At 59.7% G+C, this 19714-nt stretch carries 23 protein-coding genes and 1 tRNA gene; 9 read left to right on the top strand and 15 right to left on the bottom strand.

The window, feature by feature from the left end:
• Positions 1–195 precede the first annotated feature (195 nt).
• A complete protein-coding gene (locus tag METLI_RS11190; RefSeq protein WP_004040504.1) occupies positions 196–708 on the bottom strand; it encodes a GNAT family N-acetyltransferase in 513 nt (170 codons plus the stop codon).
• On the bottom strand, positions 701–1675 hold the full coding sequence (locus METLI_RS11185) for a DNA-methyltransferase (protein WP_004040502.1): 975 nt from the start codon (positions 1673–1675) through the stop codon (positions 701–703). Before METLI_RS11185 ends, METLI_RS11190 begins: the two co-directional genes overlap by 8 nt.
• A gap of 151 nt (positions 1676–1826) precedes the next feature.
• Between METLI_RS11185 and METLI_RS11180 the strand changes: the two genes are divergently transcribed.
• Together METLI_RS11180 and METLI_RS11175 are read left to right on the top strand one after the other, a co-directional pair.
• The gene (locus METLI_RS11180) at positions 1827–2012 is read left to right on the top strand and encodes a YegP family protein (RefSeq protein WP_004040500.1); all 186 of its coding nucleotides are present in this window, start codon (positions 1827–1829) and stop codon (positions 2010–2012) included.
• A 303-nt stretch (positions 2013–2315) separates the two neighbouring features.
• A complete protein-coding gene (locus METLI_RS11175; protein WP_004040498.1) occupies positions 2316–2822 on the top strand; it encodes a HEAT repeat domain-containing protein in 507 nt (168 codons plus the stop codon).
• Positions 2823–2843: 21 nt separating this feature from the next.
• Here the strand turns inward: METLI_RS11175 and METLI_RS11170 are convergent, their stop codons facing one another.
• Positions 2844–3275 (bottom strand): DUF61 family protein, encoded by a 432-nt coding sequence (locus METLI_RS11170; protein ID WP_004040496.1) that lies wholly within the window; start codon positions 3273–3275, stop codon positions 2844–2846.
• A gap of 129 nt (positions 3276–3404) precedes the next feature.
• On the opposite strand from METLI_RS11170, the gene METLI_RS11165 reads away from it, so the two are divergent.
• A complete protein-coding gene (locus METLI_RS11165) occupies positions 3405–4433 on the top strand; it encodes an inorganic phosphate transporter (RefSeq protein WP_004040493.1) in 1029 nt (342 codons plus the stop codon).
• Between the two features lie 7 nt (positions 4434–4440).
• A complete protein-coding gene (locus tag METLI_RS11160) occupies positions 4441–5094 on the top strand; it encodes a DUF47 domain-containing protein (protein WP_004040491.1) in 654 nt (217 codons plus the stop codon).
• Between the two features lie 189 nt (positions 5095–5283).
• Here the strand turns inward: METLI_RS11160 and METLI_RS11155 are convergent, their stop codons facing one another.
• Complete coding sequence (locus tag METLI_RS11155; RefSeq protein WP_004040490.1) at positions 5284–5625, bottom strand: tetratricopeptide repeat protein; 342 nt, start codon at positions 5623–5625, stop codon at positions 5284–5286.
• A 94-nt stretch (positions 5626–5719) separates the two neighbouring features.
• Between METLI_RS11155 and METLI_RS13635 the strand changes: the two genes are divergently transcribed.
• The gene (locus tag METLI_RS13635; protein ID WP_157203275.1) at positions 5720–6115 is read left to right on the top strand and encodes a transposase; all 396 of its coding nucleotides are present in this window, start codon (positions 5720–5722) and stop codon (positions 6113–6115) included.
• A gap of 226 nt (positions 6116–6341) precedes the next feature.
• Here METLI_RS13635 and METLI_RS11145 read toward each other — a convergent pair whose 3' ends face one another.
• The 3 genes from METLI_RS11145 to METLI_RS11135 all read right to left on the bottom strand — a co-directional run bounded on the left by METLI_RS11145 (position 6342) and on the right by METLI_RS11135 (position 11082).
• Positions 6342–7544, bottom strand: a complete 1203-nt coding sequence (locus METLI_RS11145; protein ID WP_004040488.1) for a DUF308 domain-containing protein — start codon at positions 7542–7544, stop codon at positions 6342–6344.
• A gap of 562 nt (positions 7545–8106) precedes the next feature.
• A complete protein-coding gene (locus METLI_RS11140; protein WP_004040486.1) occupies positions 8107–10704 on the bottom strand; it encodes a translocation/assembly module TamB domain-containing protein in 2598 nt (865 codons plus the stop codon).
• Positions 10705–10773: 69 nt separating this feature from the next.
• The gene (locus METLI_RS11135; protein ID WP_048103833.1) at positions 10774–11082 is read right to left on the bottom strand and encodes a hypothetical protein; all 309 of its coding nucleotides are present in this window, start codon (positions 11080–11082) and stop codon (positions 10774–10776) included.
• A gap of 73 nt (positions 11083–11155) precedes the next feature.
• On the opposite strand from METLI_RS11135, the gene METLI_RS11130 reads away from it, so the two are divergent.
• Positions 11156–11827: a dihydrofolate reductase family protein gene (locus METLI_RS11130; RefSeq protein WP_004040484.1), complete on the top strand. Its 672-nt coding sequence runs from the start codon at positions 11156–11158 to the stop codon at positions 11825–11827.
• Between the two features lie 24 nt (positions 11828–11851).
• On the opposite strand, the gene METLI_RS11125 is transcribed toward METLI_RS11130, so the two are convergent.
• The 3 genes from METLI_RS11125 to METLI_RS11115 all read right to left on the bottom strand — a co-directional run bounded on the left by METLI_RS11125 (position 11852) and on the right by METLI_RS11115 (position 15486).
• The gene (locus tag METLI_RS11125) at positions 11852–13000 is read right to left on the bottom strand and encodes a Fic family protein (protein ID WP_004040482.1); all 1149 of its coding nucleotides are present in this window, start codon (positions 12998–13000) and stop codon (positions 11852–11854) included.
• A gap of 272 nt (positions 13001–13272) precedes the next feature.
• Entirely contained in the window at positions 13273–13830 is a 558-nt protein-coding gene (locus METLI_RS11120; RefSeq protein ID WP_004040480.1) for a HEAT repeat domain-containing protein, read from the bottom strand.
• A 141-nt stretch (positions 13831–13971) separates the two neighbouring features.
• On the bottom strand, positions 13972–15486 hold the full coding sequence (locus METLI_RS11115) for a PAS domain S-box protein (RefSeq protein ID WP_004040478.1): 1515 nt from the start codon (positions 15484–15486) through the stop codon (positions 13972–13974).
• 132 nt (positions 15487–15618) lie between these two features.
• Here METLI_RS11115 and METLI_RS11110 point away from each other — a divergent pair, with 132 nt between their 5' ends.
• Both METLI_RS11110 and METLI_RS11105 read left to right on the top strand, forming a co-directional pair.
• Positions 15619–15849, top strand: coding sequence for a DUF7557 family protein (locus METLI_RS11110; RefSeq protein WP_048103831.1), 231 nt, complete (start codon positions 15619–15621; stop codon positions 15847–15849).
• A complete protein-coding gene (locus METLI_RS11105) occupies positions 15846–16118 on the top strand; it encodes a type II toxin-antitoxin system RelE family toxin (protein WP_004040473.1) in 273 nt (90 codons plus the stop codon). Before METLI_RS11110 ends, METLI_RS11105 begins: the two co-directional genes overlap by 4 nt.
• A gap of 179 nt (positions 16119–16297) precedes the next feature.
• Here the strand turns inward: METLI_RS11105 and METLI_RS11100 are convergent.
• Both METLI_RS11100 and METLI_RS11095 read right to left on the bottom strand, forming a co-directional pair.
• Positions 16298–16369: transfer RNA gene (locus METLI_RS11100), tRNA-Thr, on the bottom strand.
• Positions 16370–16419: 50 nt separating this feature from the next.
• A complete protein-coding gene (locus tag METLI_RS11095; RefSeq protein ID WP_004040471.1) occupies positions 16420–16713 on the bottom strand; it encodes a DUF3467 domain-containing protein in 294 nt (97 codons plus the stop codon).
• A 40-nt stretch (positions 16714–16753) separates the two neighbouring features.
• Here METLI_RS11095 and METLI_RS11090 point away from each other — a divergent pair, with 40 nt between their 5' ends.
• The gene (locus tag METLI_RS11090; RefSeq protein ID WP_004040469.1) at positions 16754–17431 is read left to right on the top strand and encodes a CRISPR-associated protein Cas4; all 678 of its coding nucleotides are present in this window, start codon (positions 16754–16756) and stop codon (positions 17429–17431) included.
• Here METLI_RS11090 and METLI_RS11085 read toward each other — a convergent pair.
• From METLI_RS11085 to METLI_RS11075, 3 genes are read right to left on the bottom strand one after another with little or no spacing between them, the layout of a single operon-like run.
• Complete coding sequence (locus tag METLI_RS11085) at positions 17417–18343, bottom strand: hypothetical protein (RefSeq protein ID WP_004040467.1); 927 nt, start codon at positions 18341–18343, stop codon at positions 17417–17419. The two genes, METLI_RS11090 and METLI_RS11085, sit on opposite strands and share 15 nt — an antisense overlap.
• Entirely contained in the window at positions 18340–18921 is a 582-nt protein-coding gene (locus METLI_RS11080) for an L-threonylcarbamoyladenylate synthase (RefSeq protein ID WP_004040466.1), read from the bottom strand. The genes METLI_RS11085 and METLI_RS11080 overlap by 4 nt, the downstream gene beginning before the upstream one ends.
• Positions 18921–19622, bottom strand: a complete 702-nt coding sequence (locus tag METLI_RS11075; RefSeq protein ID WP_004040465.1) for a DUF5612 domain-containing protein — start codon at positions 19620–19622, stop codon at positions 18921–18923. Before METLI_RS11075 ends, METLI_RS11080 begins: the two co-directional genes overlap by 1 nt.
• Positions 19623–19714: the final 92 nt, after the last annotated feature.

Below are 19714 nucleotides of genomic sequence, written 5' to 3'. Positions count from 1 at the left end.
CTAGCCGCCCCCCGATCCCCCCGCACATGCGATTGGGAGGGGATGGACAAACCGCGCCACCTGTCCGTCTGGATTTTTTCATTCGCCAGATTATCCGCCCGCCCCCTCCCCGCATATCAGGGGGCAATCGTCGTGCAGGCCCTCGCCTGCGCGCAAGCCCGAAGAACCGAAAAAAAGTTGATCTCGCTGGAACGCTCAGGTCGCCTGCGCATCCGGTCCTGCAAGCACAAACCGCACGCACCCCTCGTCCCCGGCGCCGTCAGGCACAAACCCGATCTTCTCCAGCACCCGCACCGAGGGGCGGTTCTCAGGATCGGCCTGCGCCGTCACCCTCCGCACCTCCGGGTGCGCAAACGCCCACCCGATCAGGGCGCCCGCCGCCGCGGTCGCATACCCCCGCCCCCGGAAGGCCGGCAGCACGCCGTACCCGATCTCGACCTCGCCTTCGGCCGAAGGGCGCCCGAGAAACCCGCACGACCCGACCAGCGTCCCGCCGGCGACCACATACCAGAGGTTCCACCCGGTGCTCGCCGGGTCGGCGGTCAACCACGCCAGGAAGACGGGCAGGGCGTCCGCCAGGTCCGCTGGCGGCCACTCGGCGGGCACGACGGCGCCGAGCGAGACCGAGAGCGCCGTCCGGTCTGCCGTCAGGTCCGCCGCCGTCCCCGGCACCAGGCTGAGCCCTCCGGCCCGGATCTCCTCAGCCATTCCACCCCTCGGCCCGCAACCGCTCCTTCGCCCGCGCCACGTAGCCCTCGTCTGCATCGATGCAGACAAAACGCCTCCCGGCCCGCACCGCCGCCACCCCGGTCGTCCCGGCCCCCGCGAACGGGTCGAGCACCACGTCGCCCTTGAACGTATAGAGCTGGATGCAGCGGTACGGCAACTCCACCGGAAACGGCGCCGGGTGCCCGACCTTACGCGCCGACTCGGTCGGAAACGTCCAGAGGCTCTTCGTCCACTCCAGGAACTGCTCCCTGGTGATCGTGTCCTCGCGCCCGCCCCTCTTGCGCCCGTACGCTCCCTTCGAAAAGACCAGGATATACTCGTGGACGTCCCGCAGTGTCGGGTTCGAGGCCGAGCACCAGCTCCCCCAGGCCGTCGAGACCCCGGCGCCCGAGGCCTTGTTCCAGATGATCTCGCCCCGCATCAGGAACCCGATCTCGTTCATCAGCCCGATGATATGGCTGTGGTACGGGATGTAGGGCTTCCGGCCCACGTTCGCCACGTTGATGCAGGCCCGCCCGCCGGGGGCGAGCACCCGGTAGGTCTCGGCGAAGACCTCCCGCAGGAGGCCGAGGTACTCCTCCAGGTCCAGGTCCTCGTCATAGGTCTTGCCCACGTTGTACGGCGGCGAGGTCACCATCAGGTGGACGCTGTTGTCGGGGAGCGGGTCCATGCGCCGGCTGTCCATGCAGAGCACGGTGTCCAGGAGTTCGGGGGGCACGACACCCCCGGCGTCCGGGGCGGGCGTCTCCGCGGCCGGGCCGGCATAGATCCGCCGGCTGTAAAAAGGGCGGGCGTCGTGGCACTCGCGCTTCGACACCCCGAACTCGCTCGTCTCCGTCTTTTTTTTAACGGGGCCGAGCCGTTTTTTGCAGGAAGGGCAGACGGGGCGGGCGGCGCTCCCGGCATACTCCCATTCCCGGCCACAGGCCGGACAGGTGAGGTGCATCGATCGATCTTTGCGCCGGACGGTAATAGGGGTGCCGGAAGGGGACCGCGGCGCCGTCACCGCCATGCCGGATACAAAAGGGCTGTAGAAACTCCCGGATAAAATAATAAAATTTATATATTGTGGCTTCCTCCTTACCTTCGGTGGAACCATGCCGAAAGGAAAATTTGAGGTGTACAACGACAAGGTCGGAGGATACAGGTTCAGGCTGAAGGCATCCAACGGCCAGATCATCGCCGTCAGCCAGGCCTACAAGTCCAGGGAGTCCTGCCTCAAGGGTATCGAGAGTGTGAAGAACAACGCCCCCAACGCCGAAGTCTTTGAAGTGGAAGAGTAATCCCCTTTTTCTCCAGGCCGATCGTGCACCGCCGGCGGCCGGTGTTTTTGAACCATCGCGATCAGTTCGGATTATCTGGCTTTATTGTTGGTACATTTGTATGAATCTGGTATTTTCACCGTGCGCCCGGGCGTACTCTTTTCAAAAAGATCCGGTGCCCCTCCCGTAATGGTCGCCGCGTAAAAGCGTCCGGATTTTTATATCGGGCACGGTCCTGCCAGGGTGCTGGCCCGATTGCATGCCGGCAGAAATATTCTTTATCTGTCATGGCCTACAGCCACCTGTTACCAGGGGGGAAGAGCCATGGCACAGATGGAATTGCTGAAGAAACGACCGGATCTCGAAGAACTCCGGATGCAACACGATATCGACGGTCTCGTCGAGATCCTGGAGACGCATGAAGAAGAGGGGAACCGCGCCGCACGGACCCTGGCCCGGATGGGCGATGAGGCGGTCGAGCCGCTGATCAAGGCCCTCAAACACAAGAACGAGGCGATCCAGTGGAAGGCGGCGATGGGCCTCGGGGAGATCGGCGGCCCGGCGGTCGAGTCCCTGATCCAGACGATCAGGACGAGCGAGCGGCGGGTGCAGCTCCCGGCCCTCTGGGCCCTGGAGCAGACTGGCGACGAGCGGGCGGTCGACTTCTTCATCCGCGTCCTGGACCACAAGAGCGAGTACTGCCGGCAGCTGGCAGCGTCGTCGCTTCTGCGGATCGGAAACGAACGCGGTGTCCAGGCCGCGAACCAGCGCCTGAACAAGGAGAGCGAGAGCTTCCGCGGGATCGTCGCCGAGATGATCGAGGGGAGCTGACCCCTCTCCTTTTTTCCGGGTTCATCCCATCCCGATCTGTATCGCCGTCGGGTAGGCCTCCATCATCGCGTACACGATCGCGCGCGAGACCCAGGCCCGCCCCTTCTGCATCGTCCGCATCTCGCTCAACTCGCCCAGGGCCTGGAGGGCCTCCAGCGCCGTTCGATCGGCGAGATAGCAACTGTCCTTCACGTCAGGCGTGAAGCGGAAGATGATCGGGAGGCGGAGGCGGTCGTGGAGGCCGCCCGGGAGGCGCTCCCCGAGCCTCCGGATCACCGCACGGTCGAAGGCATACTCGCCGCCCGCCTTCGTCACCGTCGCCGGGTGCTCCTCCGCGAGCAGGCGGGCCAGGCTCTTCTGTTCGGCCGCCAGCCCCTCGTTGATCCGCCCGATCTCCAGGGCCATCCACCGCCGCAGCACGCCATCGTCGGTGATCCTCGGCCGGTACGACATGCTCCGTTTCTGGGGTGCGGGGAATATCAACCTTTCCCGCCCCGGAACCGGGAACACCTATTTATCCCTCCAGATGAAATCTGGGCAATTGGGCCTCTCGCACCGGCATTCTGGAGACACGACACGCGCATGCTCGACGTTGCGGCGATCACGATCCTTCTCGCATTCGCCTTCACCTTTACCAACGGGTTTCAGGACGCCAGCTCCGTGGCCGCCACCCTCGTCGCCTCCAGGTCGACGACGCCGAAAATGGGGATTGTCATGGTGGCCGGGATGTCGTTTCTTGGCGCCGTCCTCGGGGGGAGCGCCGTCGCCTTCACCCTCTCCGGCCTCCTCACCCTCGACCCCGGCGTCCAGACGCTCCGGGTGCTGCTGGCCGCCATCCTGAGCGCAACCCTCTGGAACCTTGCGACCTGGAGTTACGGCCTCCCCTCGTCGTCGACGCACGCCCTGATCGGCGGCCTGGTCGGCGCCGGCATGGCGGCGGCCGGGATGGGAAGCGTCTACTGGGGCATAGAAGAACTCCTGGCGCCGCAGCCCGAAGTGGTCGGGATGGTGAAGATCCTCTTCTTCTTCGTCGCCTCGGTCTTCGTCGGGTTTGTCGGCAGTTACCTGATGCGCAGGACGACCGCCCTTCTCCTCCGCAATGCAAAAAAAACGGTCACCTGGAGGATCATCGGCCTGAACAGGATCACGGCCGCACTGATGGCGTTCTTCAACGGGGCGAACGACTCCCAGAAACAGCTCGGCATCATCGCCCTGGTGCTCTTCGCCGCCGGCGAATCGGCGGCCGTCGAGGTCCCCCTCTGGGCGCGGCTCACGTGCGCCGTCCTCCTCGCCCTCGGGACGCTGGGCGGCGGGTGGCGGATCATGCGGACCCTGGGGCGGCGGATCTTCAAGATCGAGCCGATCCATTCCTTCGACTCCCAGGTCTCTTCCGCGGCGACGATCGCCCTCTCCACCCTCGCGGGCGCCCCGGTATCGTCGACGCACGTGATCACCACCTCGGTGATCGGGGTGGGTGCTGCGGAGAACCCGCAACGGGTGCACTGGGGGGTCGGAAAAGAGATCGTCGGCGCCATGGTGGTGACGATCCCCGGAACGGCGCTCTCGGGGGCGCTGGTCTATTTCGTAATCTCACTCTTCACCGGAGCGTGATCGTGTCATGGGAGATCCATCAAAAGAGCAGGGAAAAAAAAGGCGGCTGGACATCTTCGGCTCCATCTTCCCGAGGGAATATGATTTCGAGGGAATGCTTGCCGATCAGGCGGGCCATATCCAGGTGGGCGTGCAGACGTTCGTGAACTGGCTGCAGACCCGTCCCCTCCAGAACCCGGCGAAACTGGAGGAGCTGGAGGGGGAGGCAGACCGGATGCGCCACGACCTGGAGGAGAAGCTGATCACCTCCTTCTCCACCCCCTTCGACCGGCAGGACATCTACAGCATCTCGCGGCAGATCGACTATATCCTGAACTACGCCGGCGAGACGGCGCGGGAGATGTACGCATTCGGTGTTGAGCCCGACGGCCCGATCGCCGGGATGGCCGACGCCCTGCTCGCCGGAACAGCCTGTGTCGCCGCCGGCGTTAAGGTGATGAACCGGAACAACGCCGAACTGGAGGAGCAGATCAGGCTGGCCCGCGCGGCGATACACCGGATCGAGGACATCTACATCATGGGCATGGCCGACCTGCTGCACACGAACGACGCGATGGCGGCCCTGCGAAAACGGGAGGTCTACCACCACCTCAGGGACGCCGGGCGGGCGCTGCGGAACACGGCCGATATCATGCACCGGACGGCGGTCGGGCTGGCGTGATGGTGCACGAGTGCGAAAAAGGCGTGGGATGAAAAGCGGCGGATATCTTCAACGGTCGATACGCTTCGAGACGACGGTCCCCGATTCCGTCGATTGGAAAAATAGATAACTATCCCCTATCTCTCCTGAGATACGAGTCACACATTTTTTCAGGTTTAGGCCCCGGTTCGAGAGGCAGAACCTGTGGTTTTACTGATTTCCGAACGAGATGGACACTCCCTGCTCGATGCACTCGACACCCTCGCTCTGGCGCCCGATCTTACAGAGGGTTACCCCTTTGTTATACAGGGTTTCTGCGTTGTTCGGATCGCATGTGAGGGCCGATTCGTAGCATGAAATTGCTTCCTCATATCTGCCAAGCAGATCCATTGCATTCCCCTTTGAGTGGAACGCCCTGGCATTCTGGGGGTCGATCTCAAGAACCTGATCGTAGATCTCGATAGCGTTCGCATAGTCGTTGCGATACTTCATTTCGTTCGCTTCCTGCAGCGTAATCTCCGCGAAGGGGTTTCGCTCCCGGTATTTCGCCATAGTATTTAGCTCAACGTAATGATACTTAATATTTTCTCATAGTATAAAATAATACTATAAATAATTGTTGGTTTGAAAGGGAATATCATATAAAATGTGGCCCCGCCATGAATCCAACCTACGTTTGGACCCGGGAGAACCAGGGCCGCGGGGCCCATTATCATGTATCGAAGGTCGTCTTTCCGATACCGGTACCGGCGTGAAGAACCCCACAACCCGGTTCCTCAACCGGGCGATGCCCGCAGATGCACGCCGGCAGGCGGGAGCCGGGCAGTACGAACGAACCGATGCGCGTACGGCATACCGAAACGGCTACAGGAACCGATCCCTGAAGACCCGGCACGCGGGTGCCGCTCTCCAGAAGCCGCGGTTCCGGGAGTTCCCCTCGAGACAGGGATTTTCTGGCGCTATCTCCGAGCCCTATCTGCAGGATGTTTCGACCGGAAGGATCCGGGAAATGATCTCGATGAAAAGGTCCGGGATATCCTGAACAATTGTAAAAAAAAGACTCTTCCAAAAAGAGTTCAGGAGTGCCCGCCCCACGGTATTGCTGCCGAGCAGGATTACAACGCCGCAGCGAATATTCGTCGCGTGGGGATCGAGCGACCCTTTGAGCCCGTGGAGATGGCGCCCCACATTACATCCCCGTGATGCACGCAACGGTCCATGACGGCCGTGAAACCTCGCCAAAACAGGGGCGGGGCAGTTCGCCGGTCTTATCCGAGAAGATGTTTCCTCTCTACGATTGACTGGACATAGAGCAGAGCGAACTGTATCAATCCGAAGCATACCAGAATAATGACAATAAAAATACCCGGAACCAGGTTTTCGATCAGCATTGACACGCCGAGGAGAATCATCATGATGACAATAAGCAGTGCCAGGGCAAGCAGCACCAGCACCAGCAGAAGATCTTTTCCTTCCAGTTTTTTGGCGGGGTCCTCCGACTTCGGTTTCGGCCTGATCAGGGTGGAGAGGAGATAAAGTCCTGCGAAAATGAGGAAAACGCCGATAAAGATAACAAGAAACTCAACAATCGTGTCAGGAACAATGATGGCGAACGCACCGACCGCAACAAACACCATCCCCACAAGGAAGAAAATCCAATTGCGTTTGAACGAGAACGTCATCATAACGCCGCTGACCAGCGCCTGAACGCCAAGCAGCACTATCAGGGTACCATGCATGGCGCTCAGAGCATACGGCAGTAACCCGAGGTACACCGGAACCAGCAGGCAGCCGAAGATCAGCATGTAGAAACCAAACTGCATTCCCATGACGGTACCAGGGGACATGCCAGTAGTGTTTGTGGATATCCCGGGTTCGGCGTGGAGCGAATACACCTTCTGCAGAACAAAAGCAAGATAGAACAGGGCACTGCCGAAGAGCAGAGCGGCAACCGCCAGAAGTTCGGTTGAAAGGAGGGCAGGCAGGTAAATCTGCACTGCGATCAACGCTGCAATCAGCATCTCCAGAACGGAGGCTGCAGCACAGTTGACGGTAAGGTGCGCGGTCACCCCGCCACCCGGTGTTTTCCAGAACCGGGATGTCTCATGTGCAAAAAACATCTGCAAAAGCAGCAGAATCCCGCCCGCTCCGAAGGCGATCATCACCAGGAACTTCGGGACGTCGCCAAAAATGCCCGGAATAAAACAGGTGACAATACCTATCAGGGTGATGATGATCCCTGGAATACGGAGCTGCCCTGATCTCTGCACGGACCCGAACGGAATTTTTTCTATCGTTTGCAGCTGCAGGCCGAACATAACCAGAAGGAGACCGTACACCCCGTCCCTGTAGTAGGGCAATGCTCCTGCGGCGACCGAAAACAGCACGGCACCGATGACGAGCATGATCAGGCCAACGGCCAGAATAAAAATCACCTCCCGGTGAATGTTCGTCTCTTCGAATAGTTTCATATTTTACCCCTCAATCGCAGCATTTTTATCGGGCTTTCAGAATGTTCGAGTTTTTTTGCAGAATTTTCATGCACGCATTCCGAAAATTTTGATTTATTCTGCAATGCCCATAATATTCGTAAAAACCAGATAAAATCATAAAATGGTAGATATATACCTCTTACGTTACCGTTCCATTTCCCCCATCAAATATTTTTCTTTTTTATCTTGCGGGGTAAATGGGCAGGGCGAGAAGCCCAGGTCAATAGGTGCGGGAGGGTATGACCGCATCTTAACGGGGCTGATCGTGCAAGGCCCATACGCAGACCCGGCACCGCAAAAACCTGAAGTGCCGGTAGAAAGTGCCTGTGACGGCAGGAGATACCGGGGGCATCGGAATGATTATCGGCCGCGTGTCGCCTCTGGAAATACCTTTTCCGGAGGGCTCAGGAGCAAAGACCCGCGGCAGTTCTCATCATCTTAGAATGCATGCAACCGGGCGGCGTGATGAATAGAGCATCTGCCAGAGAGAAGAGATCAAATAACAGGTACGAAGAGCGACGCTCGTTCCCCATACGATGCCTCACGGTGCATCAGGGGGATGAACCGTATAGGCATGGACGAATTTCTGTCCGGAATAAACCGCCTCATTCGCGGTCCGGGTAGATTTTCCTGCCAGAACAACGAGTCCTTCATCATTCCAGGGCTCACGCCCGGTGAGAACAACCGCTCCCTCTGTCTTTCCGTAGGCAGTAAGTGCTACATCTTTCAGTGTCAGGGATTTCCCCGTAATACCTGCCCGGAAACCGTAAGCCTCGATCATCCCTCGTCTCATGAAAATCTCTCCGCAGGGTACTGATATCGCGTAACTCTCACCGTTAATCGTCATTATACTTCCTGCAGCCAGATTTCCTTTCTCAACAGCAATACCGCAGCCTCCTGAATCCGTCATCCTTGAATTGGTAATGCCAATAATCCCGGCAAAAACCTCCATTGACCCTGACTGGAGCAATATCCCGAATTCATCTCCAAATATATCTATTGCACCATCGGTAATCATCAGATTGCCACTCTCCAGAATAATCCCGGCAAACTGCCCGGTAACCTGAATTGAAGCACTTCCATGAATACCGATATCCTTTGTCGTATATATCCCCACATTGCCGGTTGCATTCACCGTTACCGTGTCACCGAAAATAAGATTGCCGCCCCTCACAGAAAGACCGATTTCCTCACCGGTAACTTTAATATTCCCGCTTTTAATTTTCAGCGACGTACAGGTAAATCCGATATTGCCAGAAGCGGAAAGGAGAGGAACATTCTCCAGTGTTACATCTCCTTCTACATCCAGTCCGCTTTTCCGGCCTGATGCCGTGAGGGATCCTCCGTCGGTTATTCTCATCTCTTTTCCGGAAATCCACATGCCGTCCTGCGCCTCCCCGGAGAAAGAAACATCTCCCCCGGACTGGTAATAGGAACCATTCACCACAATACCACTGATTTTGCCGACTCCCATAATCAGGCCGTTGGAGATTTCTGCATTCCCTGAGATCTGCATTGCCGTATCTCCTTGAAGCTTCAGGATCCCTCCGGCACATTTCATATCGCCACCAACAGAGATCCCCATTCCTCCTGATGCAGAGATGTTCACATTTTGAATGTGCAGGTTTCCTTCAACAGCGATGGCATTTTTTCCGGAAGATTCGCATTTAGAATAAGAAATTTCCATATCTCCGGATACAAAAAGTCCGCAGTCCTCCCCGGAGACAGTTATATTGCTACCAATAATACTGCACGAACCGTTTACCTGCACGCAGGAGGTTCCATTCAGGGTGCCGTGCATCATTCTGGTGGAGAGACTGCCATTTTCGAGGCAGATGCAGGTATCCCCGCAGATGAAGTCAATATCACAGCCAGTGAGTGCAAGAGAACCGTGGCGACTCAGAATTCCGCAGCCGTTGGGACTCTCGATATGCTGAATACCTTCAGTCTGGTTCAAATCTCCCACAATGTCGATTCCTGCATTCATTCCAAAGATTTTCAGGACGGGCTTGGATGCATTCAATCCACCCGACACCGATTTGATTGCCGTCGTGTTTGAACGGACGTCAATGACGCAACAGTCCGTGAAGGTGATAGTTCCCGAGGCAAAGATCCCGTACTCTTTTGTCCGGATTTTAAGGAAAGCACCCGCTATTTCCAATGTGCCTTCATCAACAAAAATCCCCCCTTCATCCCCGTTAATGGACAAAAACATTGCACCTGAGAGTTTCAGGTTTCCCTGGTGAATGTGAATACCCGGCCCGTGGGCACTGTCGATCTGGTTGTCGATCTGTTCGAGCCGGATGGTGATGTCTCCGGTTGCATGAATTGCCCCGCCGTGATAGTTGGAGAGGACAAGGGTGCGTGTTTCTGCAACCCAGGTCCATCCCCTGCCACAACAGTCGTCTTTGACTGAGTAGGATTTGCCGTCGATGGTGAACTCGTCCCCGGCATTTTGCGGCCTGGATCCGTATCGACTGCTGTTTGCGGCATCAAGATTGGTATGCGGTGTATTGTCCATCTGTTTCGCGCAGAAGCGTTCGTACTCGAGTTCCTGCTGCAGTGCCGGGTCGGCAATAGCCAGAAGACCGGTACAGTGAGCGATCACGCTGTCGAAATCCCCGCACCGCCGCAGGGTATCCAGGACCTGAACCCATTTTTCCGGGGGGATGTTGGCAAATGTTTTGGTCTCGGCACATATCAGGGACAGGGCTTTTCTCCGGCAGGAAACGGCTAACTCGGGGTTGGCCAGGTCGTCAGCGCACCATGCGGCGGAGATATAATACTCTACGGCTTTTTCCGGGTTGTTTTCCGCCAGCCGGACGAGTGCGGCACGCAGGTAGAGGGAGGGAGACGTGGGGATTTCCGGATTCTGGAGACGGCGGTAGTCGGGGGATTGCAGGTCGTCTCCGGTGATCGATGTTTTCTCCCCGATGTCTTCAGCGATGTATCCACAGTGCGGACAGACTTCAAGGCAGTTTCTCAGAACGATCTCTGTCAGTTCCTCCGGGCGACCTTCAAGTTCCACTATTCCCGACGGTCCGGCTGTACCTGGATGCACCGGAGATGCGATTTTATTCTGCTCCGATGATTTATGGCAGACGAAACAGGTTTTGTGGATGGTCTCGATATGCGGCATTAGAATCTTAACGTGTTTTATGCTATGATATGAGTCCTAAAGGTAAATTAGATCGCTCCACACTGCATTTTAAGGTTCCAACATCAATATACGCTGTTTTAGTCCATCTACTCCATCTGAAGGCACTTGATCGAGATGGAGTTCTTCCAGCTTGCGTTGAGAATTCAGTATCCCTGGTTCACCGATCAGATCGAATTTGTTCTGAGGGAAAAACGTCTTGATGTCGGGATCGATCTCCTCACCTGCTGCAGGGTGCATGGGACGTCGGAGAAGATCTGGCGTCATCTGATATTTCCTCATCATCTGAACTGTGTCCAGAGTAAATATTATCTTCACGGTCGGGCACCTCGTTTCGGTTGTGAGGGGTGCAGGATTCATCAGGGTAAGATCCCCCGGGCACGAAAACAAAGCAGTTCGTGGGGTTTAATAGGACAGGCCCCTATCTTCCTCCATGTCTCCGCGGACGATCATCCACACCACGGTCAGCCTGGACAACGCCTTCACCGGATTCGAGATCGATATCGGGCTGCACTACGAACTCCTCCTCTCCCTGCACCCTGACGCCCTCCTGGTGGGCTCGACGACGGCGCGCACCGGGATCGAGACCTTTATGGATATCACCCGGCCCGAGACCCCGGACGAGCGCAAACGCCCGGCGGTGCGTCCCGACGACCCCCGCCCGGTCGGGGTCTTCGTGGACAGTCGGGGAACGCTGAACGGGCTGCTCCACTTCTACCGGGGGATGGAGCATCTCAAGGACGTCGTGGTGCTCGTCTCCGAGACGACGCCCGAGGGCTACCTCGCGTACCTTGAGGAGCGGGAGTACCCGTTCGTCGTCTGCGGGGCCGATCGGGTGGACCTGGCGGCGGCGGTGCGGGAACTCGAGGAACGGTTCGGGTTCGCCCGGATCGTCTCGGACAGCGGGGCCGGGCTGACCGACGCCCTGGTCAGGGCCGGGGCCGCCGACGAGATCAGCCTGGTAGTCACCCCGGTGGTGGCGGGGGCGGGGCATACGCGGATCTTTGCGTCGGTGGACCGCCCGGTCGGGCTGGAACTGATCGGGGCGACGGCGGTGGGGGGCGGGCGGGTGCACCTGCGGTATAAGGTGGAGAAAACGGCGTGAGTGAAGGGGATCAGGAGGCGACGCCTACCTGTACGTCCCCTCCTGAACAATGCGCAGATAATCGCTGAAGATGTACCTCTTATATCGCTGATTCCCCGTGATCTCGACCAGGATCCCGGCATCTTCAAACTTTTTCACCAGGGCGTTTGCACTCTGGCGGCTGATATCGAGGGCCTCGGCCGCCCGTGAAACCGTTATCAACGGCGTTTCAAAGAGCACGTCGATGAATTTAAGGGCGACAACGCCGCCGATATTCTTTTCCAGGAGGGTATTTACCAGGTCTGACCTGAGACCGATGATCTTTTTCGCCGTTTCGACGGAGTTGGTGGAGGTCTCGATCACGCCCCTGAGGAAAAAGGCGATCCACGTTTCCCAGTCCCCGCTGTACCTGATATCGTTGAGGATCCGGTAGTATTCCTGCTGGTGTTTTTTCAGGTAGAAACTCAGGTAGAGGAGCGGTTTCGAGAGCATGCCCTTGTAATAGAGAAAGAACGTGATCAGGAGCCTTCCCATACGGCCGTTTCCGTCGAGATAGGGGTGAACGGACTCAAACTGCGCATGGATCAGGGCGGCTTTTATCAGCAGAGGGATCCTGTCCGGCTGCTGGATGAAGCGTTCGAGGTTGCGCATCAACGCCGGCACCATCTCAGGCGGCGGCGGGACATACACTGCGTCCTGTATGGGTGTGCCCGCGGTGCCGATCCAGTTCTGTTCCGCTCTGATCGTGCCGGGCCTTTTATATCCGCCTCTGGTCCCCTGGATCAGAAACCGGTGGATCTCGTTCAGAAGGTCGATTGAAAACTCTGAAAACTCCAGTTTCTCCATCCCATGCCCCATCGCCTTGATGTAGTTGACGACTTCACGGACTTCGTTGATGTCCTCTTCGGGCTTCAGGTCGGCTTCAAACTCCAGCACGCCGCGCAGCGACGCCTGTGTCCCCTCGATCTGCGAACTGAGCAGGGCCTCTTTCTTGATGTACATCGCGACGAACAGGTCCGGGTTCGGGAGCACCTGGATCACGCCGTCGAGCCGCGCAAGGGCGGTGTCGGCCTTCGAGAGCAGGAGGAGCAGCCCCTCGTCGAGGTCCAGGTCTTCCGGCGGCAGCGGTTTCGGGACGAATGCTGCGTACCCCCCTTTTTGCGGGACAAGGGTCCCTGCCCGTTCGCTCATCATTTCTCCCTCACCAGATCCATCTGCATTCATGGCATATATATCTGAAAATATGTCAAGTTCGCCTGACTTAGAATGCAGATGGTATCGATATGTCAAGTTTGCCTGACGTAGAATGCAGGTGGTATCGATATGTCAAGTTTACCTGACGTATAATGCAGGTGATACCGATATGTCAAGATCACCTGACATGGAGAGGGCCGTCGATACAGCAGGATAAACCTCGAAACAGGGCACAGCCAATCCCGCCCCCCCGAAAAAACAGAAAAAAAAGATTAGTTCCTGTGCACTTCCTCGAAGACGAACTCCCTGACCGTCTCGTCCGCCTCCGGGAGCGCCTCCTCCACCGCGGCGACGCCGGCCGGGTGCCCGAGTTTTATGAGCGCCGCCGCCGCAAGACCGCGGCAGCTCTCGGTCCTGCCGCACTTCATGGCGGCGACCAGGGGTTCCACCGCACGCTCGTCGCCGATCCTGCCGAGCGCCCAGATCGCCGGGTTCACCGCCTGGTCCTTCCCGGCGTTCACGACGCCGATCAGGGCCTCGGTGGCGGCGGTCCCGACGCTGGCAAGGGCGATGGCGATCCTCCACCGTGCGGTCGTCGCATCGTCGACGAGGGCCTGCACCAGCGGGCCGACCGCCGGCGCCCCGATCCGCCCCAGCTTCTCGGCCGCCTGCAGGCTGCCGTAGGTGCTCCCCTTCTGCAGGGCGACCATAAGGGTGGCGATTTCCGGATTTTCGGTCTGCTTTTCGACTACAGGCACCACGAACCGTCCTTTGATGTAATAACCCCGTTCGGGCTCGTTCTTCCTGCTCTTCATCTCAGCAACTGGCATCTCACTCCACCTCCTGTTACACCGGGCCCTCTGGCCCGGATTTATAATGAATATTTACGAAACAGTTCCGCGGGGCGCTGTTGCATTGCATTATTTTATTAATGAGAGTGAAAGGCGAGCTGCCGCCGCAGGGCGGCGATCTCATCGACCAGCACCCGTTACGCCCGCCGCTCCTCGGTGACAATCCTCGCAGGTGACGTAGTGCGTCCCGTCGCAGAGCTGCACCGGCTGGAAGAGGGCCGCCTTCTCTGCCCCGTCCCTGCACCGCACCGAAAAGGTCCGCGTCCTCGCCTCGCCCCTGGCGGCCCCCTCCAGGTCCGAATGCCAGGCGGCGATCGCCTCTCTCCTCTTCTGCTCGTCCGGGAACGCCTTCCCGAACCACGCCTCTGTGGTGGGGATATCTTCGAGCGTGTAGCCGAAGAGGTCGGTGAACCGGCGGTTGAGGAAGGTGTAGCGGCCGCCGGCGTCGATGAGGGCGGCGGCGCTCGGGGAGAACTCGATCACCTCCCTGAACCGGTGCTCGCTCCGGCGGAGGCGGTCCTCGGTCTGCCGGCGGGCGATGGCGATCGAGGCCTGGCGGATGAAGGACTCGATCACCTCCCGGTTCTCGAGCACCTCGTCGGGCCTGAGGCCAATCCCTACCATCCCGAAGACCTGCTCCTGCCAGACGAGACCGGTACTGTAAAACTTTCCGATGGAAAAAGTCCGCAGAATAGCGTCGCAGACTTCCTCTGGGATCTGTCGGGCACTGAGATCGTGGAATGATACCTTTTCGTCATCGAAAAAGGGATGAAAGTGGTATTCGCGCATCTCTTTCAGGTGAGGAGGGGTTTCGAAGTATGGCTCACTCGAATAAACCTCCTCGAGAGGAAACGCCATCCCGACAAGGTCCCGGCCGATAAGGCGTGCTGCTCCTTTACGAAGTGATTCGTCGACCAAAGCCCGCATGAAGAACACTCCCTTCACCTCGTCGAAGGACTCCACCCAGCATTTCGGGTTCCCCGGCAGGAGTTCTGCGACCCGGTCTGCAACATACCGATAGATATCTGCCCCCGCGGGGAGGTCGACGAGCTCCATCGCCGTCCTGGCGAGAAACTCCATGTTCCGCACGTACCGTTTCCGCTCGGTGATGTCCTCCAGCACCAGGGTGCACCCCTTCTCCCCGTCGTCGAAGGTGGTGGGGATCGCCTGCATCTGGTAGAAGAGATCCGTCCCCCCGCTCCGGTAGCGCAGGTCGGTGATCACCTGCTCCCGCTCCAGCCCCGCGATGACCGCGAGCGCCTCCGGCGTGGAGACCACCGGGAGTTCTGCCTCTGCAAGGGTCAGCCCGATCAGGTCGTCTTTCGAGCGCCCGAGGGCCCGCTGGCACCGGTCGTTCACCTGAACGATCCGCCCGCCGCCGTCCAGGATCAGGATCAGGTTCTTCGTGAAACAGAGAAAGGCGGACATCGGCACCCGCTGGGCGAGCGAGTAGAGTTTTGCGTTCCCGATGCTCCGCACATCGACCTTGCCGGCGATCTGCAGGATCTCCAGGTGCTTCGAGACGGAGTTCCTGGTCGCCCCGATCTGTTTTGCCACCTCGGTGATCGTCATACCCTTCGGCCTGAACCGGAGGGCGCGGAGGATGCGGGTCTGGGTGTCTGGCTCTTCCTCCATGGTACGAGCACCAGTGGCGTCGTGGGATTTATAGGTTGATATAGGGATGGCTGCCCCGGCGGAGCGGACTATCGCTCGCCGACTTCATGTAAGGTGAAAACCATTATACCCCATAGTCAGATATAGATGACTATGGTGACCACGATCCAGCTTCAACCAGAGACCAAGTCCCGGTTGGATGGCATGAAACTCCATCCACGAGAAACCTACGATGAGACGCTGAACCGTCTTCTCGACATGGTATATGATCCTGAACCGTTAAGCGAAGAGACCTTAAAAAAGATCGAGGAGGGAATCGCAGACATCCGGGCAGGTCGGGGTCGCCCCTTCGAAGAGGTAGTCCATGAACGGGGCCTTGAATGATCTGGCAGTTGATAATCCTGCCGGGCGCCGAGCGAGAATTCAAACAGATCCCGGATGCCGATGCCCGGCGGATTAAAGATGAACTCTATGCCCTGGCAGACGAGCCGTACCCGCTCTCCCATGTTAAGAAACTGAAAGGACACCAGAGCAGTCCGGTGTACTCTCTTCGTGTGGGGCAGTACCGGATAATTCTCACAATCGAAGGCAATAAGATGGTCATCACCGTGATCGAGGTTGGAAACCGGAATAAAATCTACCGGAAGTACTGACTCCCCGGGTCAGGACCGTTTCGGCAGGATCGAGGTGGCCACCATCCCTCACCCTCCTCGCTGCTGACGTCACACCGGGGACAACCTCTATTTTCCGTCCGGCGACGGACGTTTTCGGATTACCTTAAAACCGATATCATTTCGAAAAAACAGAGGAGGCTTCGCACCTCCGATATCAGAGCCGCCGGAGGGATTTGAACCCTCGACCTGCTGATTACGAATCAGCCGCTATACCGCTAAGCCACGGCGGCGTACCCAGTACTATCGTCTTTCCGGGTTAAAAAAGATAGCGAAAGGGGGCCTACGAGTAACCTCGCATCGTCACGTTCGTGTCGCCGGCCTTCTCGGAGGGCGCCTGGATGGTGCCGTATTTCTCCTCGTAGTCTTTCATGCTCCGTGCGAGGATGGCGAGGAGGTTCTTCGCGTGCTTCGGGGTGATGGAGACGATCGACTTCGCCCGGGCCTGGTTCGTGCCCGGGATCTCGTGCAGGAACATGAAGGTGAACTCGTCCTCCTTGTATGCGACCTGGATCCGGTTCGCATAGACCGGGTCGAGCGCCTGGGGGATATTGACCGAGATCTCGTGCTGAGACATAGCATAACATATAAGGGGATAGGAATTAAGGGTTTTTGCAATGGCGAAAGACGATGGCCTCACCGGCATCTCGGCCGTGACCGCCGCCCATTTCTGCCCTCTCCGCCTCTACCTCGACCGGCAGGAAGAGCACGAAGAGCCCCCGCGCTATGCCATCTGCAAACAGGTCTCCTACCACCTCGGCACCGGCCCCCTCGACCCGGCGGCCGTCTGGGCCGAGATCGCCGCCGTCCTCCCGTACGCCGGCGAGGCCGAGCACGCCCTCTTCGCGCAGTGCATCGAGGCCTGCACAGACAAGGAGTGGATCCCCTTCTCGGACACCGACGTCCCGGTCTCCTCCCCCGCCCTCGGGATCAGGGGCACCGTCGACAAGGCCGATCCCGCCCTCCCCGGTTTTGCGATCACCCGGTCGAGCGAGGCCCCGCTCGTCGGCGTCCACGGGGCCGACCGTCTCAGGATCGCCTGCTACGCCGCCTGCGTCAGGGAAACCCTGGGTATCGACGTCCCGGGCGGGTGGGTGGAATACGTCCCCTCGGGCGTCATCCGCTTCTGCACGCCCGGCCCCCGCGATCGAAGGGCGATGCTCAGGGCGATCGCCGCCGCAAAAGAAGTGGAGGCGGGAACGATCCCGAGAAAACCCCTCAACCCGCCGTGTGACCGCTGCCCGCACGGGGAGCGCTGCTCCCCCGGGCCCAGGCGTCTCTCAGACCTGCTCTAACAGCGTCTTCGAGACGATATACTCTCCCCGCGCCTCGCGGGTCGTCCCCACGATCAACCATTGCGTATCGCCGTGCTCCTCGAGCACGCCGACCGCCTCGATCGTCTCGCCGGCCAGCGCCTGCCCCGAATAGGTGTGGGTGAACGAGACCACCCGCGAGACCGTCTCGTGCTCCACCTCGTAGACGGCCGGGGAGTCGAACGACTGGGAGGCGTCGGTCACCAGGGCCTCGATCCGGCCCCGCCCGACCTCCCGCCCCCGCCCTGCCGGCGCCGAGGCCAGGGCGTCGTAGTCCCGCGTATAGAGCAGGTCGAAATAGGTGTCGCCGAACTCGCCCCGGTTCCACTTCCGCCCCTCGTGGAGGACGAACGAATCGAAGGAGATCTCGGGCACCCGCTTCTCGTAGACCTTCCGCCACATCTCCTCGGACATCGCCGGCAGCGTCCCGGTCTGGACAAGGCGGGCAAGCTGCGCCTGCGCCGAAAACCACGCCGCCCCGTAGACCACCAGGTCGATATCGGAAGCGGCGTTCTCCACCCCGATCAGCCGCGATCCCGTGCACCCCACCTTCCCTGCCGGCAGGTCGAAGAGGGAGAGGAGACGGCGTACCCGCACGTCGCGGGAGGCGATCCAGTCCATCCGCTCCTCGGGCTTATACACCCGGGCGATCCGGTCCGCCGGCACCCGGTGGAGGTGATCGAGATACTCGGGTCGATGCTCTTTGATATAGGCATACGCCGGCTCGAAATCGAGTTTCGTGTACCGCCGCCCCTCGGGATCCACCCGTTCCCCTGCCGGGTCCGGCACGTAGCGGAGCACGCACCCGGCCCGCTCTGTGTTGTCATAGGCAGAGACGGCGAAGATCAACCCCCCGTCGTCCTCGATAAAATCGCGCAACCTGATCGGCATCATGGCATCTCCGCAAGAAACCCGGCGACCTCCTCGATCTCCGCCCCCATCCTGAGCACCTGCCGGTGCACCAGGTCCACCACCGTGCTCGGCGTCCCCGGAAGGTGCCCGCCGTCGATGAGCAGGTCGTGCGGGACATGGACGTCGTTGACGGTCACCGGGTCGGGCCCGCCGTGGATGTTCGCCGAGGTCGCCGTGATCGGGGCGTCGAGTTCCCTGATGATCGCAAGGGCGACCGGGTGGTCGGGGAACCGAACTCCGATCAGGCCCGTCCCCCCGGTGAGGATCTCGGGCAGGCAGGACTTCGCCCGCAGCACGACCGTCACCGGGCCCGGCAGGAACCGGTCGATGAACGCATCGGCCGCCCGGTCCACGACGGCGATCGCCGCGAGCATCTCGCAGTCACAGACCGCCACCGAGACCGGCATCGCGCGCGGCCGCATCTTCGCCTCGTACACCCGTTCGATGGCGTATTCCGAGAGGGCGTCGGCCCCCAGTCCGTAGATCGTGTCGGTGGGGTAGACCACAAGCCCGTCGCGCCTGAGCACCTGCACCGCTTTATGGATGATCTCTGTGTCCATCAGAACTCCTGACCGCGGACGCGGTTGATATCGAAGACCGCACGTTTCGAGACGTGCATCACGGCGAACACCCCGGCCTGGATCGGGTCGGTGACCACCAGGTCGGCGTGCTTCGGGACGCTGCCGGCCATTTTGAGGGCGATGACCGGGATCCCGGCCGCACGCACCCGCTCGACCGCCTCGGTGATCGCCCCGCCCATGATCGATCCCGCCAGCACCAGGATCGAGGCCCTCGGCAGGCGGGCGACGGCGTCCACCGCCTCGGAGAGGTCCTTCTCGCCGACCAGGGGGATCGTGTCCACCGAGATCCGTTCGCCCCTGATATTGTGGCGGTCGGCCTCGTTCACCGCGCCGAGGGCCACCTGGGCGACCTGGGCGCCGCCGCCGATGATGATCACCCGCGACCCGAAGATCCGGGAGAAGGTGTCGTTCGTCGAGACGTGGCGGACGGTCGGGACCGCCAGGAGGTCGGCGATGGCCCGACCGATCCCGCCGGCGCACTCCACCTCGAAGTAGAAGAGGGCGTCCCCGGCATGGGCGCCCGAGGGCATGATCGACTGCTGCACCGTCACCACATTCACGCCGTTCGCCGCCATCACCGCGGCGATGTCCCGCAGCACGCCGGGCTGGTTCTCTGCGATGATGCTGAGTGCATACAGTTCGAGGATATTGAGGCTCTGCAGGTGTTCTGGCTGTTCCATGCGAGTGCAGAGGCGGGGCGTTCGGCCCCCGCCCCCTCCTATCTGTACGGTGAATATTGACCGCGGAACAACTTAAGGTGTGTGGTGGGAGA

Source organism: Methanofollis liminatans DSM 4140, assembly GCF_000275865.1.
GTDB lineage: Archaea > Halobacteriota > Methanomicrobia > Methanomicrobiales > Methanofollaceae > Methanofollis > Methanofollis liminatans.
This window is presented reverse-complemented; position numbering and strand designations above follow the sequence as displayed.

Bases quoted from the DNA above. Each gene is read 5' to 3' on its own strand.
- METLI_RS11190 (WP_004040504.1), bottom strand. From the start codon at position 708: ATGGCTGAGGAGATCCGGGCCGGAGGGCTCAGCCTGGTGCCGGGGACG.
- METLI_RS11185 (WP_004040502.1), bottom strand. From the start codon at position 1,675: ATGCACCTCACCTGTCCGGCCTGTGGCCGGGAATGGGAGTATGCCGGG.
- METLI_RS11180 (WP_004040500.1), top strand. From the start codon at position 1,827: ATGCCGAAAGGAAAATTTGAGGTGTACAACGACAAGGTCGGAGGATAC.
- METLI_RS11175 (WP_004040498.1), top strand. From the start codon at position 2,316: ATGGCACAGATGGAATTGCTGAAGAAACGACCGGATCTCGAAGAACTC.
- METLI_RS11170 (WP_004040496.1), bottom strand. From the start codon at position 3,275: ATGTCGTACCGGCCGAGGATCACCGACGATGGCGTGCTGCGGCGGTGG.
- METLI_RS11165 (WP_004040493.1), top strand. From the start codon at position 3,405: ATGCTCGACGTTGCGGCGATCACGATCCTTCTCGCATTCGCCTTCACC.
- METLI_RS11160 (WP_004040491.1), top strand. From the start codon at position 4,441: ATGGGAGATCCATCAAAAGAGCAGGGAAAAAAAAGGCGGCTGGACATC.
- METLI_RS11155 (WP_004040490.1), bottom strand. From the start codon at position 5,625: ATGGCGAAATACCGGGAGCGAAACCCCTTCGCGGAGATTACGCTGCAG.
- METLI_RS13635 (WP_157203275.1), top strand. From the start codon at position 5,720: ATGTGGCCCCGCCATGAATCCAACCTACGTTTGGACCCGGGAGAACCA.
- METLI_RS11145 (WP_004040488.1), bottom strand. From the start codon at position 7,544: ATGAAACTATTCGAAGAGACGAACATTCACCGGGAGGTGATTTTTATT.
- METLI_RS11140 (WP_004040486.1), bottom strand. From the start codon at position 10,704: ATGCCGCATATCGAGACCATCCACAAAACCTGTTTCGTCTGCCATAAA.
- METLI_RS11135 (WP_048103833.1), bottom strand. From the start codon at position 11,082: ATGAATCCTGCACCCCTCACAACCGAAACGAGGTGCCCGACCGTGAAG.
- METLI_RS11130 (WP_004040484.1), top strand. From the start codon at position 11,156: ATGTCTCCGCGGACGATCATCCACACCACGGTCAGCCTGGACAACGCC.
- METLI_RS11125 (WP_004040482.1), bottom strand. From the start codon at position 13,000: ATGATGAGCGAACGGGCAGGGACCCTTGTCCCGCAAAAAGGGGGGTAC.
- METLI_RS11120 (WP_004040480.1), bottom strand. From the start codon at position 13,830: ATGCCAGTTGCTGAGATGAAGAGCAGGAAGAACGAGCCCGAACGGGGT.
- METLI_RS11115 (WP_004040478.1), bottom strand. From the start codon at position 15,486: ATGGAGGAAGAGCCAGACACCCAGACCCGCATCCTCCGCGCCCTCCGG.
- METLI_RS11110 (WP_048103831.1), top strand. From the start codon at position 15,619: ATGGTGACCACGATCCAGCTTCAACCAGAGACCAAGTCCCGGTTGGAT.
- METLI_RS11105 (WP_004040473.1), top strand. From the start codon at position 15,846: ATGATCTGGCAGTTGATAATCCTGCCGGGCGCCGAGCGAGAATTCAAA.
- METLI_RS11095 (WP_004040471.1), bottom strand. From the start codon at position 16,713: ATGTCTCAGCACGAGATCTCGGTCAATATCCCCCAGGCGCTCGACCCG.
- METLI_RS11090 (WP_004040469.1), top strand. From the start codon at position 16,754: ATGGCGAAAGACGATGGCCTCACCGGCATCTCGGCCGTGACCGCCGCC.
- METLI_RS11085 (WP_004040467.1), bottom strand. From the start codon at position 18,343: ATGATGCCGATCAGGTTGCGCGATTTTATCGAGGACGACGGGGGGTTG.
- METLI_RS11080 (WP_004040466.1), bottom strand. From the start codon at position 18,921: ATGGACACAGAGATCATCCATAAAGCGGTGCAGGTGCTCAGGCGCGAC.
- METLI_RS11075 (WP_004040465.1), bottom strand. From the start codon at position 19,622: ATGGAACAGCCAGAACACCTGCAGAGCCTCAATATCCTCGAACTGTAT.